This window comes from Pseudomonas saudiphocaensis, from assembly GCF_000756775.1.
Taxonomy (GTDB): domain Bacteria; phylum Pseudomonadota; class Gammaproteobacteria; order Pseudomonadales; family Pseudomonadaceae; genus Stutzerimonas; species Stutzerimonas saudiphocaensis.
Genome location: NZ_CCSF01000001.1, coordinates 721,623 through 735,957, shown reverse-complemented (window position 1 = coordinate 735,957; position 14,335 = coordinate 721,623). Strand labels below are relative to the sequence as shown.

The window sequence follows — 14,335 nt, the reverse complement described above, 5'->3', positions numbered from 1 at the left end:
ATGAATGATGTGCTCGAACGGTTGAAGAAAATCAGGCCGCTTGCGGTGCTTCCGCTGGCTTAACCGCTTCCTCGTAAGAGACCGATTTATCGGTCACCTTAGCCTGCTGCAGAACAGTATCTACAACTTGCTCTTCGAGCACAACAGAACGAACTTCGTTCAATTGCTCGTCGTTTTTGTAATACCAGGCCACCACTTGCTCAGGCTCCTGATACGCCGAGGCCATTTCTTCGATCAGCTCGCGAACACGAGCGTCGTCCGGCTTGAGCTCGAACTGCTTGACCACTTCCGCAACGATCAAACCAAGAATGACACGACGCTTGGCCTGCTCCTGGAACATTTCAGCTGGCAGCTGCTCGGGCTTGATGTTGCCACCGAACTGCTGAACGGCCTGCACGCGCAGACGATTGACTTCGTTGTCGATCAGGGCCTTCGGAGCTTCGATCGGGTTGGTGCTGACCAGCCCTTCCATGACCTGATTCTTGACCTTGGTCTTGATGGCCTGGCGCAGCTCGCGCTCCATGTTCTTCTTCACTTCGGCGCGGAAGCCCTCAAGCCCACCTTCCTGAACACCGAACTGAGCGAAGAACTCGTCATTCAGTTCCGGCAGCTGGGGAGCGGCAACAGCGTTGACGGTCACGGTGAATTCTGCGGTCTTGCCAGCCAAGTCGAGGTTCTGGTAATCCTCGGGGAAGGTTGGGGTGATCACGCGCTCTTCGCCAACCTTGGCGCCCACCAGTGCCTCTTCGAAGCCCGGGATCATGCGACCCGAGCCCAATACCAGCTGGGTGCCCTTGGCCGAACCGCCAGCGAACACTTCGCCATCGATCTTGCCGACGAAGTCGATCGTCAGCTGATCGCCATCCTGCGCTTCACGCTCAACATTTTCATAGCGGGTGTTCTGCTTGCGCAGGATGTCCAGCATGTTGTCGACATCAGCCTCGCCAACCTCGGCCTGCTGACGCTCAACCTCAATGGACTCGAAGCCGCCAACCTTGAATTCGGGGAAGACTTCGAAAGTCGCCACGTACTCCAGATCCTTGCCCTTCTCGAACACCTTCGGCTCGACCGAAGGCGCGCCAGCCGGATTCAGCTTCTCGGCCACCACGGCTTCATAGAAGGTCGCCTGGATCAGATCACCCAGTGCTTCCTGACGCGCGGCGGCCTCGTAACGCTGACGAATCACGCTCATCGGAACCTTCCCAGGACGGAAGCCTGGAATCTTGGCACGACTTGCAGTCTGTTGCAGACGCTTGTTGACTTCGTTCTCGATGCGCTCGACCGGCACGCCCACGGTCATGCGGCGCTCAAGAGCGGAGGTGCTTTCAACAGAAACTTGCATGGATTTTCCTCGTTGCACAGACATAAGCCGGCCGTTCCGGCCCCAGAATGGGCAAGCATTCTAGTGGCTCGAATAACAGAAGTCACCCCGCTCTGACGCTGTCATCCTAGAAAGTGTGCGTTTAGCGCGTTACAGATCCGTAAGCGCCTTTTGCGTCCTTTAGGGTGGCCAAGCCTAGCCGCCGGCATCTCTTGCTGTTGGCGATCTGGAAAGTCTCCAACACCACGCTTGGCTAGACCAAGCGACCCTCAGCAAGAACGCCCATCGCCAAGCGAACAGATAAGTGCAATCTAACTGCTACAAATCGCGATTATTATTCATTATCCAGCACGCAATTAACTGAGCACACTGCAAAGGCTGCTCCCACGCGCCTCGATAAGCCCCAAGTAACGGCCAGCGGGCATTGCAGCCACCCGACCTTGTTACTCCACCTCGCGTGCTATGGATATATTCATGCCAGTCGTGCTCCCTGTCGGCCAGGCCGACACCTACAACTATCGCGTTGTCCGCCAATTCACCCTGATGACACTCGCCTGGGGCATTCTGGGCATGGGCCTGGGCGTATTTATTGCCGCTCAGCTGGTATGGCCGCAGCTCAATTTCGACTTGCCCTGGACCAGCTTTGGCCGTATCCGCCCCCTGCACACGAACCTGGTGATCTTTGCCTTCGGCGGAAATGCGTTGCTGGCGACCTCGTTGTATGTCGTACAACGCACCAGCCGGGTCCGGCTGATCTCCGATGGTGTTGCCAAGTTCGTATTCTGGGGCTGGCAGGCGGCGATCGTTTCGCTGTTGATCAGCTATCCGCTGGGCTATACAACTTCGAAAGAATACGCGGAGATGGAATGGCCGATTGCGCTGCTGGTCCTGGCAGTGTGGGCCGCCTATGCATGGCTGTTCTTCGGCACGATAGCCAAGCGTAAAACCAGCCATATCTATGTTGGCAACTGGTTTTACGGAGCATTCATTATCGTTACCGCGATGGTTCACATCGTCAATCACCTGCTCGTGCCAGTCACGCCGATGAAGTCCTACCCAATTTATTCAGGCGCGACCGATGCCATGGTGCAGTGGTGGTACGGCCACAGCGTGGTCGGGTTTATCCTCTCCGTAGGTTTTCTCGGGATGATGTACTACTTCGTGCCCAAGCAGGCCGAGCGCCCAATCTATTCCTACCGATTATCGATTGTGCACTTTTGGGCGATCATCAGCCTGTACATCTGGGCTGGCCCGCACCACCTGCACTACACCGCGCTGCCGGACTGGGCTCAGTCTCTTGGCATGGTGATGTCGATCGTCCTCCTGGCGCCAAGCTGGGGCGGCATGATCAACGGCATGATGACCCTCTCCGGCGCCTGGCATAAGCTGCGCACCGACCCGATTCTGCGCTTTCTTGTGGTGTCCCTGGCCTTCTACGGCATGTCCACCTTCGAAGGCCCGATGATGGCCATCAAGACCGTCAATGCCCTGTCCCACTACACCGACTGGACCATCGGCCACGTGCACGCCGGCGCCCTCGGCTGGGTAGCAATGATCAGCATCGGTACGCTCTACCATATGATTCCCAAGCTCTGGGGGCAGGAGCAGATGCATAGCGTCAGGCTGATCAACATGCACTTCTGGCTTAGCACTATCGGCACCGTGCTTTACATCGCCTCGATGTGGGTCAATGGCATCGCCCAAGGCCTCATGTGGCGTGCGATCAACGAAGACGGCACCCTTACCTATTCATTCGTCGAAGCACTTGAAGCCAGCCATCCGGGGTATGTAGTACGCCTGGCCGGAGGCGGCCTCTTCGCAGTTGGCATGTTGCTTATGGCATACAACACCTGGCGCACCGTACGCGCTGCTGAAGACTCCTCGGGCGTATTGATCGCTGAACTGGCCGCAGCGAAGTAGTCAGCATCGCAGAGCTCGTGGGACAGATAACTGCGCTTTTCTTGGAAGGATTGCGACGCCAATCGAATCCATCGGCAGGCAGCAAATTTGATAGAGGCGCGCTTCACCATCAATCCGGCAGCCCGGTAAGGCGTTAGACCCGCTTATGCTTGACTGCATGCCTGCATCTCCTGCACCGCCTACCGCCGTGCAGTTGGGCTTACCTTTTCCGGGCGACCACTTTCCATGCCTTGACGTCCAGATGGACTTCGGCCAGCAACTTCTTCAGCTGGCTGCTCTCCAGCTCAAAACCTACCTGGCGCCCGGCACGCTCGTGCCACCATCATGGCATGCAGGGCGTTTTTCAGCGCTGCCATCTTTCCAGTCGATTCCTGCTCAGTTTCCGCCGGCCCAAACAGCACCTTATGGAATTTCCAGTCGAACCATAGCCGCGATGCTAAGCTCTTCGCTCTCGTGGCAACCTACCGTACGGATAACATCGCTTCGATAAAGCCTCGATTAAAGCGGCGCATTATCGATTGCGCATCACCCCGCTGGCCCCTTATCGCGCCGGTGTGATATCCACTTCTGAACCGTGTTGAAAAAGGCTTCTTCGTGCTGTTCTGGAAACAACCTGCATTTCTAGCACGGCTAATGGTCACTCTGACCCTTGCCGGCGCGCTTATCCTCGCCGTCACGGCATTTATAGGGCGCAACACTTTTGAACGTCTCGACGCGCTCGACGGGCCAGCTGAGATAAGTCCCGTCGTGGAGCAAGATCCCTCCGACTGGAAACTTTATGACAGAGGTGAAACTTCGCGCCTGGCGATCCTGCTCACTAGCGAGGATTCCGCCTGGCTCGGCCTTGCCCATGGGCTCAGGAGTATCGGCGTGCCCTTTCGGATCACCCGCGATGTAGCCGAGGCCACGCGCCACGATGTGGTGCTGGCCTACCCCCTGCTCTCGGGACGAACCCTCGACGAGCCGGGGCGAATGGCCCTGCGCCGTTACGTCGAGGCAGGCGGCACGCTGATCGCGACCCAAGTGCTCGGTGGCGGCCTTCAGGATCTGTTCGGCTTTACCGCGGTCACCGAGTCGCGTGCGCACCACAGCATCACCTTCGAGGAGGTTCCGGACCTTGACTGGCTGAGCCATCCCCATGAGCGCACCGTGTTACTCGGCCAGCCCGACCTGCCGGCCAGCTGGGTCGGTACGCAGGTCTATGAAGGCGCGCAACAGGTGCTGGCCCGGTTCGAAGACGGCTCCGCGGCCCTGGTGAAAGGCTCCAACAAATCCGGAGGCAGCGCCTATGCGCTGGGCTTCGACCTCGGCTTCTTCATATTGCGGGCGCACAACGACCGGAACGACCAGAGCTATCGCGCCTATGCCAACGGCTACGAACCCTCGGTAGACGTCTGGCTGCGCTGGCTCAAGGCGCTCTATCGAAAATACGAGCCGCTGGCCGTCACGCTCGGTACCGTACCCCAAGGGCAGCAGCTCGCAGCGTTGGTCACCTTCGATGTGGACTACGTGGCGTCGATGGACAACCTGCTCGCATATCGGGAGCTGCTGATGCGCGAAGGCGTGCCCGCGACCTTTTTCCTGCAGACCAAGTATTACCGCGACTTTCAGGACGAAGGCTTTTTCAATGACCGCACGCTCGCCGCCGTCGACGCGCTGGTGAAGGCCGACATGGAGATTGCGAGCCATTCCGTCAGCCATTCGGACATGTACGCCTCGGTGCCGCTGGGTGATGGCCATGAGCGCTTCCCGGACTACCAGCCTCGCGTCAGAGCCATCGGCGATACCCGTGGTGCGACGGTGCTCGGCGAGCTCAGGGTGAGCCGGTTTCTGCTGCAGCAGCTCAGCGGTGCGCCGGTTGCATCGTTCCGCCCTGGCTACCTGGCGACCCCGCCACAGCTCTACGAAGCGATGGAGGCGGCCGGCTACCGTTACTCCAGCTCCGCAACGGCGGGCAACCTCACCACTCACCTGCCGTTTCGGGCGAATGCGCAACGCTCCTACTCGCACGAAACGGGCATCTTCGAATTTCCCATCGCCGTCGAAGACGAGTTTCTGCCGTTGATGGATCAGCGCGTCGACGAAGCGCTGGCGCTGGCCCGACAGCTCGCCCGATACGGCGGCAGTTACGTGATCCTCATCCACCCCAACGAGATCGACCACAAATACCGTTTCTTGGAACAGGTCCTGCCGAAACTCAAGCCGTTCGCCTGGTTCGGGACACTCAGCCAGTACGGCCGCTGGTGGGCGGCCCGCGATCAGGTGGAAGTGGACCTGCGGCAGCAGCAAGGCAAGCTGGAATTGCGCCTGACGGCTACCGAGCCGCTGGAAGGACTGACCCTCGAACTACCCGCCGGAATACGTCTTCCAGCCAAAGCGGGATTCAAGGCGCTGCCGGAAAACCGTTGGCTACTCGACAAGGTTCCAGCCGGGACGCAGGTGATTACCTTACGCCGTCCATGAGTCCTGAACGACGCGCTGCAGACGTCTAGCCTGAACCTTGGTGGACCGACGGCCGTCGGACGTAGTGCTTCTTATCTAAGAAAGAGCGTCTATAGTGCAGTTTGATAGGTAGGTCGCCAGCCCGGAGCCTGGACGGCCATCTGTTGTCGGTCCGGGCGAAGGAGTAAAGGTTTGCTGACACGCGCTGCCAGAGGCTGGCATTACCTCGCTTTTCTCCTGGCGTTTGTGCTGCTCGCGGTTCTCGCCTGGCACGGCAAGCGCACGCAGGAAGCGTTGCTGGCCAACAACCGCTCCGTCGCGCAGAGCCTGGAAATCATCACCTTGGTCCAGGCGATGCTGTCTTCTCTGCAGGATATCGAGACGGGATCGCGCGGTTTCATCATTACCGGCGACCCGATCTATCTGGAGCCCTACATTGATGGCCTCTCGCACCTGGAACGCGACCGGCGCGCATTGGAATTGCAGCTCCGGGGCCGGGATTTCCCTGATACTCCCTGGTTCGCAACCCTCGACGCAGCCATTGCCGAACGGATCGAGATCGCCGCGAGAAACATCCAGCATCGACGCGACGCCGGACTGGAAGCCACCGCCGAGCGCGTGCAGCAGACCGGCGGCAGGCAGTTGATGGATCGGCTGCGGGGGTTGCTCAACGCGGTCGAACAGCGGGAACGCCGCCAACTCGAGGCATCCAACCGGAAGGTCGCTGACACCACGCAGCGCAGCCAGCAACTGGCGCTGCTGGGCAATCTGATCGTGGGGTTGCTGTTCCTGGCCGCGCTGTGGGCGGTTCAGCGAAGCCTGAATATTCGCCATCAACTGGCACAAACCGCACAAGCCGGCGCGGCCCGCCTGAGCGCCTTGCTCGAGGCGATTCCCGACCAGCTCTACACCGTGGATAGCCGGCAGCGCGTGTCCAATTTATCCATGGGCGCCACGCCGGGTCCTATGCCACATGCGATCGAACCCTTGCTGCTTGATCTACTCAAGCAACGCGAAGACGATCAGGCACGCCGAACACTCTGGTGCCAGCTGCTGGATAAACGCATCTTCGAAGTCCGCTTGGCGCCCACCGGGCTGGGCGATCATCTGGCGATCGCACGTGATGTGACCGAGCTGGAGCGAAGCCGTGAGTCGCTGCGCGATCACCAGGCCTTCCTGCGGCGGGTGGTCGATACCGATGACAACCTGATCTTCGTCCGCGACCAGGAAGGCCGGTTCCTGCTGTGCAACAGCGCCTTGGCGAAGCTGATCAATCTACAGCCGCACCATCTGGAGCAGCACGTGCCGGGCGATATTCCTTCGGCTCAGCTGTTTGCGCCGCTCCTGATGGGCGAGGACGAACTTTGCCAGGGCATCGGCGAGTTGCGCGTCAGTGAAGTGGCGCTCACCGACCTCAATGGCCAGGAACACTGGTTCCAGATGGTCAAGCGTCCCTTGCGCACGTCGGCGAGGACTTGCCACGTGGTGACGGTGGCTGTGGACATTTCCCAGCGCCACCGCATGGAACAGATGAAGACCGAATTCATCTCCACCGTCAGCCATGAGCTGCGCACGCCCCTGACCTCCATTCGCGGCGCGCTCGGCATGCTCGTCAGCGGCGTCGCCGGCCCGATTCCCGACGCGGCGCAGCCGCTCCTGGCCATTGCCAACAAGAACAGCGAGCGACTGGTCAGGCTGATCAACGACATCCTCGATATCGAGAAGCTCGACGCCGGCCGTATGGTGTTCGATGCACAGTATTGCGACGCCCTGACCTTGGTCGAACAGTCGCTGTTCGACATCGTGCCCTATGCCAGCGAGTACGGCGTGAGCGTGATACTCACGCCCCAAGCCGGCCCGCAGAACACCGAGGTCAAGGTGGACCCGGATCGCTTCGCCCAGGTGATGGCGAACCTGCTGTCCAACGCCATCAAACATTCGCCGCGTGGCGGAACCGTCACGGTCGATCTACATGCCGACAACGGCACGCTGGAAATCGGCGTCCGGGATGAAGGCGCCGGCATCCCCGACGACTTCCGCGCGCGGATTTTCCAGCGATTCGCCCAGGCGGATTCCTCCGACGTCCGCCAACGTGGCGGCACCGGCCTGGGGCTGGCGATCACCCGTGCGCTGGTCGAAAACATGCATGGACAGGTGGGTTTCGACTCGACACCCGGCCAGGGCAGCCGCTTCTGGCTCCGGCTACCGCTCCAGTCGTCAACGCGCGCGGAACCGGAGCCTACTCCACCACCCGTTTCGACATCGTCCGCGCCTCGCACGCTGATACTGATCGTCGAGCCGGACCAGGCTTCATCGAAATTGCTGGCCGAGGCCCTACACCAGCACGGTTACGCCACCCTGACCGCCTCAAGCACCGACGAAGCACGTGCCCTATTTGCCCATCACAGCATCGACGCCCTGACACTGAGCGCGGCGCTGGCGGAGGAAGAAAACGGTGCTTTCCTGCAGAGCCTGCGCAGCCAAACGCCCTATCGCTCGCTGCCGGTATTGATCGTCGGCCTGCAACCGCAACGCCGGGACAGCGACGAGGCGGCGCTTCAAGGCGGCGCGGTCAGCGTGATCGACTGGCTGCACAAGCCCGTCGACGCGGCACGCGTGGTGACGATGATTCAGGCCTGCCTACCCCACCAGGCCGCCCGGCCACGAATTCTTCATGTGGAAGACGATGAGGACCTGCGGACCCTGCTGGCCAGAGGCATCGCCACGCTGAATGTGGAGCTGCAGGGCGTGGCCACCCTTGGCGAAGCCCGGCAGCTGATCGAAACCCAGCACTTCGATCTGGTGATCCTCGACCTGATGCTGCCGGACGGCAGCGGCACCGAACTGTTCGACCTGCTGGCCAGCAGCGATCCGGCGCCGCCGGTCATTCTCTTTTCCGCGCTCGACGCGCCGGTGGTGGACAACCGATTGACCCTGCGTCAGCTGGTCAAGTCTCGCCACGACAGCGATCAACTCGCCCGGCTGATCCAGCATCTGCTGCTGCGTTGGCCCACCGCGCAGCACAACGACAACAACGAGGTTTAGACATGCAAGGCTCTGCTGGACAACGCATTCTCATGGTCGAAGACGAAGAGGACATCGCCTTTCTCATCCGCTTCCTGCTCGAACGTCACGGTTTCGTCGTCGAGCATGCGGCCGATGGGCGCCAGGCGCTGGAGCACTTCGCCACGTCTACCCCGCCTGACCTGGCATTGATGGACATCATGCTGCCCTACCACGATGGGCTGGAGCTGATCGAACGGCTGCGGGCCCAGGCCGGTTGGGAAGCGGTACCGGTGCTCATGCTCACCGCCAAGGCACGCGAGGCGGACGTGGTCCGCGCGCTGGAGCTGGGCGCCGACGACTATGTGACCAAACCCTTTCAGCCTGAAGAGCTGCTGGCACGGATTCGTCGTCTACTGAGGGGGCGGCGATGATCCGCGTGGCCCTGTTCCTGGCGCTGGCATTGCCCTGCGCCGCCGCGCTGGCGGATCTCGCGACGGCGGAACGCCAGGTGCGCGATCAGCAGCTCGACGCCGCCCGCGCGACGCTGGAAGCCCATCTCGCGCAGCAACCCGGTGACCAGGAGGCGCGCTTTCTGCTGGCGCGTGTATACGCCTGGCAAGGCCGCACCGAAGACGCTTTGCCGATCTACGAGTCGCTGCTGAGCAGCCAGCCTGAAAATGCCGACTACCTGCTTGGCCAGGGCCAGGCCCTGCTTTGGGCGGGCTTTCCCCAACGCGCCCTGGAGTCGCTGGAGCGCGCCGCCGCCATCGCACCGGATTATGCCGATATCCAAACCGCGATCCAGCAGGCCCGCGCGGCATCGGCCGTCCCGGTGACCTCAGCCGCGCCCGTTTCCGACCTGTCGACGCAACGGCGCCACGAACTGCAGATTTCCACTCGCAAGGACGCGCTGGACAATGGCTTCGACGACTGGCGCAGCCATCGCCTGGACTACTCCTCGACACGCCCGGAAGGCCCCGCCTGGTACGGCGCCCTGCTGCGCGAGCAACGCTTTGGCGAGTGGGACGAGGGCGTCGAGCTGGGTACGATCTTGCCGCTGAACGAAAAATGGACGCTGCAACCGGAAGTCGGCTACCAACCCTCCCCGTACTTCCTTCCTGAATGGCACGCTGACCTGCGCTTGCAGCGACGCTTTGAAGCCGGCTATCTGGGCGCGGTCAGCGTCCGTCGTACCGAGTACGAAACCACGCGCGTCGATCGGCTCGCCCTGAATGCCGAACGCTATTTCGGCAACTGGCGCGCCGGCTACACGCTGAACATCACCGATGTCGCCAACGCGGGAACGCCCGTGGGCCACAATCTGGGGCTGGATTATTACTACCGGGGCCTCAGTTATGCCGGCGTGCGGCTGACGGCCGGTGAAGAAGAGGCCGTCGAGGAACAGCAACTGATCACTAGCGACGTCCGCGCGATCAGCCTCCAGGGACGCCACTGGTTTTCCCGGCGCTGGGCGATGACCTGGGAAGTCGGCCATCACGAGCAAGGTGACTACTACACCCGACAATGGCTCCAGCTCGGCCTGCGCCATGCCTTCTGAGTGGAATCTGCGCTGCCCTGAGCTGCTCTGCGAGGCGCCGCTACAGGCGTGGGCGGCGTTGAAGCCGGAGGACGCGGTGCTGCAACTGGCCTTCTATGGCGTGGTTGGGCTGGCGGTCCTCACCGTGCTGGTCATGGTGCAGGTGTTGCTGTTCGGTGAAGTCGCCAAGCGTCAGGCCAAGCGTCGGCAGATATTCAACGACAGCTGGCGACCCTACTTCGCCATGTGCAGCCTGTCCGACGACCTCCCCGAGGCGGCCCTGCCGCGTTCACGTACGCAGCAGCGCTGGCTGCTCCTGCAATGGAACCGTACCCAGATGCAATTGCGCGGCGCCGCCCACGAGCGGATGAACCGTGCGCTGGTGGCTCTGGGCATGGAGCATCAGGCGCTGGGGCTGCTGCGCGGTAGGGTCCGCGACAAGCTCATCGGCCTGACCTGCCTGCGTCACCTGGCCGACACGAGGCACTGGGATGCGGTGATGCCTCTGCTGCAGAGTCGCAACACCATCGTCTCGCTGACAGCCGCCCAGACCCTGGTGGCGATCGATTCGGCTCGTGCGATGCAGACCATCCTGGCCGCGGCGGCAAGCCGGCCGGACTGGGCGCTTCCTCGCCTGGCCAGTCTGTGCCTGCAAGCCGGCGAGCAGGCGGTAACGGGGCCGCTGCTGGCACTCCTGAATACGACGCCCGCCTCCGATCATCGCCTGGCCGCTCTGCTGGTCCATAGCGACCCCCGTCACGCTGCGGGTTGGGCACGTGCGCAGCTCGATGACGAGGCGCCCATCGAACGGCTGCTCGTGGCACTGCGCTGCCTGGGCGAGCTGGGCGACCCCCGTGACCGGGCCTGCCTGATCGAAATGCTGGCGCACAACAACCCGAGCGTACGCCTCGAGGCCCTGCTGGCCTTGAGCCGGCAAGCACGCAGCGAAGATTGGAACCTGTTCATGCCCTTGCTGGAAGACCCGAACTGGCCGGTCCGCCAGGCCGCAGCCAACAGCCTCACCGTACTGCCGGGCATGACCGCCGAGCGACTGCAGCAGCTGCTCCAGGCCGTCGATGATCGCTACGGCCAGGATGCCCTTCGCCGGGCCATCGCGGAGGCGGGACGATGAATGCCGATTGGCTGTGGTGGCTGCAACTGGGGTTCATCCTGTATTTCGTGCTGCTCAACGGCACCTACCTGATGCTCAACGTGCTCTCGATGGCGAGCCTGATGGCCTATATGCGCGAGCGCGCGGTCATCGGTGAAGCAGCCCCCTACCTGGGTGTCGAGCCGCCGGTCTCCATCCTCATGCCGGCCTTCAACGAGGAAGCGACGATTCGCACCTCGGTCCGCTCCATGTTGCAGCTGCAATACCCGGAGTTTGAGGTCGTGGTGATCAATGACGGTTCGAAGGACCGCACCCTCGAAGTACTGATGGAAGAATTCGCGCTGGTGCCCTACCCCGAGTCGCTGCGCCAATCGGTGGCGCACAAACCGGTGGTCACCATCTACCGCTCCCGGCGCTATACCAACCTGCGCGTGATAGACAAGGAGAATGGCGGCAAGGCCGATGCGTTGAACGCCGGCATCAACGCGGCTCGCCATGGGCTGTTCTGTGGCGTGGACGCCGACTCGATCCTGCAGCGAGACAGCCTGCTGCGTCTGGTGCAACCCTTTCTGGAAGACGAGCGCACCATCGCCGCCGGCGGCACGGTACGCATCGCCAACGGCTCGCGGGTGCGCGGAGGCTACCTGATCCAGGCCGCGCTGCCGAAGAATTGGCTGGCCCGGTTTCAGATCGTCGAATACCTGCGCGCGTTCCTCTTCGGTCGTCTTGGCTGGTCGCCGCTGAACGCCGTGCTGATCATTTCCGGCGCCTTCGGCCTGTTCGATCGCGAACGGGTCATCGCCGTGGGCGGTTACCGAACCGACACCGTCGGCGAAGACATGGAACTGGTGGTTCGCCTGCACCGCTACCACCGCCAGCAGCGCATTCCGTACCGAATCCGCTACCTGCCCGACCCCATCTGCTGGACCGAATGCCCGCAGGACCTCGGCACGCTGGGTCGCCAACGCAGCCGATGGCAGCGGGGGCTGGCCGAGAGCCTGGGGCGGCATGCCCGGCTGGCATTCAGCCGACGCGGAGGCACACCGGGCTGGCTGGCATGGCCCTTCATGGCATTGTTCGAGTGGCTGGGGCCCCTGATCGAGCTGGCCGGGTACGGCTTCATGCTGGGCGGATTCGCCCTGGGGGCGGTGTCGCTTTCCGCCCTGACGCTGTTTCTGCTGGTGGCGGTCGGCATGGGCATTCTGCTGTCGGTCAACGGCCTGCTGCTGGAGACCTTGTCCTTCCGCGTCTATACCCGACGGCGGGACATGCTTCAGCTGTTTCTAATGGCCGTGCTGGAGAACCTGGGCTACCGCCAACTGAATACGCTTTGGCGCTGCCGAGGCCTGTGGCAATGGTTTTCCCGTCGACGCCACCATTGGGGTGCGATGCGCCGCGATGGTACCTGGGGACAAAACTGAAGATGGGAAACGCATGCCGAGCGGCACCCAGTCTGCCCTGTACGGCCTGTGGGGCTGGGATAGTCAGCACCTGTTAGCTGTCGGGGACTTCGGCCTGGTGCTGCGCTACAACGGTCGAGATTGGGCGCCATTCAACGTCGGAACGGAAAGCTTCCTGTACAGCGTATGGGGGACTTCACTTGATGACATCTACACCGTCGGTCTCTCTGGCACCATGGCCCACTTCAACGGCAGCCGCTGGCAACTGCAGCCGACTCGCCTACGCGATGATCTCCTGAGCATTGCAGGAACCACTGCAGGCAGTGCCTATGCCGTCGGCACCCGTGGCCGCATTCTTAGTCTTGAGGGCAATCAGTGGATCTCCGAACCCAGCGGCACTGATGTAGGTCTTCGCGCTGTCTGTGCAAGCCGTAGCGGAGCGGTTTATGCAGTTGGTGATCGCGGCACTATTTTATGTCGAGCTGCATCCCTGTGATTCCACAGTCACCTTGGTCTGTCCCTGAACTGGTGGACAGGTAGTTAAGAGCTACTGCTCGCTTTTCGCCGCTCAAACTCCATGCCAGGTGGCACATCGCTAGTATCAGGCTTTCACTGTTAACATCAAGCCTCTGCAAGGAAGAGGAGTAACACAGTGCAAAATAGACTCCCACTAGATCTACTGGACTTTGCTCAAAGTATCGGATTTACACAGGTCAGCTTGTGGCCGAGGAGAAAACTGGGTGTCGTAAAGGGCATTTGGCACGACATCTACACGGCTGATCAGATGGGTTTTGGTCAGGCTGAAAGAATCAGAAAGCTGGTAGAACGGCTTAATAAAATTGACGACGCGATCCATGCAAAACTGGCCGGCACTACGAGCCAGCCGCAAGGAGTTACTAGGATAGCGTCAATCCAGAAGCAGATCGAGCTGGCCTCAAGCCTGTACCCAAGCCTCCTACGCCTTAGTCTGGGCCAAGAGAAAGGAGAAACAAGCCGGGATGGTCGGATTGGCTATGGCCTAGTTAGCACGTACAAGCCCCGTAAAATAGACCGCGAAAGTGTTGTCCTTGATAGCTACACAACAGCCATGGAAAAGGGCAACAAGAGCATCATCTACACCCCTGGGTGGTCAATAAAAGGGGCTTTCGACGACGACCAGTGACATTGCTTCCCTTGCACGCCCGTACGGGACGCTTCGGCCCTCAGTCGGGAAGGCGCGCGCAATCGGAGGCTGCGTGGCCCGCACGGTCAATCAGCGGATGCAGGCCCGCCGCCAAGTGCGATCGACGCGGAAACTGCCGTCGGTAGCGAGCCCCTTGTGCTAACCGCACAGAATGTTGGGAGTTTTTCTATCAGCAAACCGCCGACAGGCGCGGCGCTTAGAAATGTAGACATCCGCTAACGGTGACCTAACGGTGACCAAAACGCAGAATTCTGGCCAGAGTGGGAAATTACCAGGCATAAAAAAATCCAGTCACCGCTAAGTAACTGGATTTTCTAGGGATTTTTGGTCGGGACGGAGTGATTCGAACACTCGACCCCTTGCACCCCATGCAAGTGCGCTACCAGGCTGCGCTACGCCCCGACTAGTGTTTCAG

10 protein-coding genes and 1 tRNA gene are annotated in these 14,335 nt (G+C 61.3%); 9 read left to right on the top strand and 2 right to left on the bottom strand.

Annotated elements, in window-relative coordinates; all coding sequences use genetic code 11:
- Positions 1-31: 31 nt before the first annotated feature.
- Positions 32-1,342, bottom strand: coding sequence for a trigger factor (gene tig, locus BN1079_RS03500; RefSeq protein ID WP_037022325.1), 1,311 nt, complete (start codon positions 1,340-1,342; stop codon positions 32-34).
- Between the two features lie 453 nt (positions 1,343-1,795).
- Here tig and ccoN point away from each other — a divergent pair, with 453 nt between their 5' ends.
- From ccoN to BN1079_RS03450, 9 genes are all read left to right on the top strand, one after another.
- A complete protein-coding gene (ccoN, locus tag BN1079_RS03495) occupies positions 1,796-3,241 on the top strand; it encodes a cytochrome-c oxidase, cbb3-type subunit I (RefSeq protein WP_037022324.1) in 1,446 nt (481 codons plus the stop codon).
- An 870-nt stretch (positions 3,242-4,111) separates the two neighbouring features.
- On the top strand, positions 4,112-5,704 hold the full coding sequence (locus tag BN1079_RS03485; protein ID WP_037022322.1) for a polysaccharide deacetylase family protein: 1,593 nt from the start codon (positions 4,112-4,114) through the stop codon (positions 5,702-5,704).
- A gap of 171 nt (positions 5,705-5,875) precedes the next feature.
- Positions 5,876-8,728: an ATP-binding protein gene (locus BN1079_RS03480; protein WP_037022319.1), complete on the top strand. Its 2,853-nt coding sequence runs from the start codon at positions 5,876-5,878 to the stop codon at positions 8,726-8,728.
- 2 nt (positions 8,729-8,730) lie between these two features.
- Positions 8,731-9,120 (top strand): response regulator transcription factor, encoded by a 390-nt coding sequence (locus BN1079_RS03475; RefSeq protein ID WP_037022318.1) that lies wholly within the window; start codon positions 8,731-8,733, stop codon positions 9,118-9,120.
- Positions 9,117-10,247, top strand: a complete 1,131-nt coding sequence (locus BN1079_RS03470) for a YaiO family outer membrane beta-barrel protein (RefSeq protein ID WP_037022317.1) — start codon at positions 9,117-9,119, stop codon at positions 10,245-10,247. Before BN1079_RS03475 ends, BN1079_RS03470 begins: the two co-directional genes overlap by 4 nt.
- Positions 10,195-11,358: a HEAT repeat domain-containing protein gene (locus BN1079_RS03465; RefSeq protein WP_231850762.1), complete on the top strand. Its 1,164-nt coding sequence runs from the start codon at positions 10,195-10,197 to the stop codon at positions 11,356-11,358. Before BN1079_RS03470 ends, BN1079_RS03465 begins: the two co-directional genes overlap by 53 nt.
- Positions 11,355-12,758, top strand: a complete 1,404-nt coding sequence (locus BN1079_RS03460) for a glycosyltransferase family 2 protein (protein ID WP_037022314.1) — start codon at positions 11,355-11,357, stop codon at positions 12,756-12,758. Before BN1079_RS03465 ends, BN1079_RS03460 begins: the two co-directional genes overlap by 4 nt.
- A 13-nt stretch (positions 12,759-12,771) precedes the next feature.
- A complete protein-coding gene (locus tag BN1079_RS03455) occupies positions 12,772-13,233 on the top strand; it encodes a beta propeller repeat protein (RefSeq protein WP_037022313.1) in 462 nt (153 codons plus the stop codon).
- A gap of 156 nt (positions 13,234-13,389) precedes the next feature.
- The gene (locus tag BN1079_RS03450; RefSeq protein WP_037022312.1) at positions 13,390-13,899 is read left to right on the top strand and encodes a hypothetical protein; all 510 of its coding nucleotides are present in this window, start codon (positions 13,390-13,392) and stop codon (positions 13,897-13,899) included.
- Positions 13,900-14,245: 346 nt separating this feature from the next.
- Here BN1079_RS03450 and BN1079_RS03445 read toward each other — a convergent pair.
- Positions 14,246-14,322: transfer RNA gene (locus BN1079_RS03445), tRNA-Pro, on the bottom strand.
- Positions 14,323-14,335: the final 13 nt, after the last annotated feature.

What these genes read in the sequence shown, in the direction of transcription:
- tig (WP_037022325.1), bottom strand. Translation starts at nt 1,342, where the DNA reads ATGCAAGTTTCTGTTGAAAGCACCTCCGCTCTTGAGCGCCGCATGACC.
- ccoN (WP_037022324.1), top strand. Translation starts at nt 1,796, where the DNA reads ATGCCAGTCGTGCTCCCTGTCGGCCAGGCCGACACCTACAACTATCGC.
- BN1079_RS03475 (WP_037022318.1), top strand. Translation starts at nt 8,731, where the DNA reads ATGCAAGGCTCTGCTGGACAACGCATTCTCATGGTCGAAGACGAAGAG.
- BN1079_RS03470 (WP_037022317.1), top strand. Translation starts at nt 9,117, where the DNA reads ATGATCCGCGTGGCCCTGTTCCTGGCGCTGGCATTGCCCTGCGCCGCC.
- BN1079_RS03460 (WP_037022314.1), top strand. Translation starts at nt 11,355, where the DNA reads ATGAATGCCGATTGGCTGTGGTGGCTGCAACTGGGGTTCATCCTGTAT.
- BN1079_RS03455 (WP_037022313.1), top strand. Translation starts at nt 12,772, where the DNA reads ATGCCGAGCGGCACCCAGTCTGCCCTGTACGGCCTGTGGGGCTGGGAT.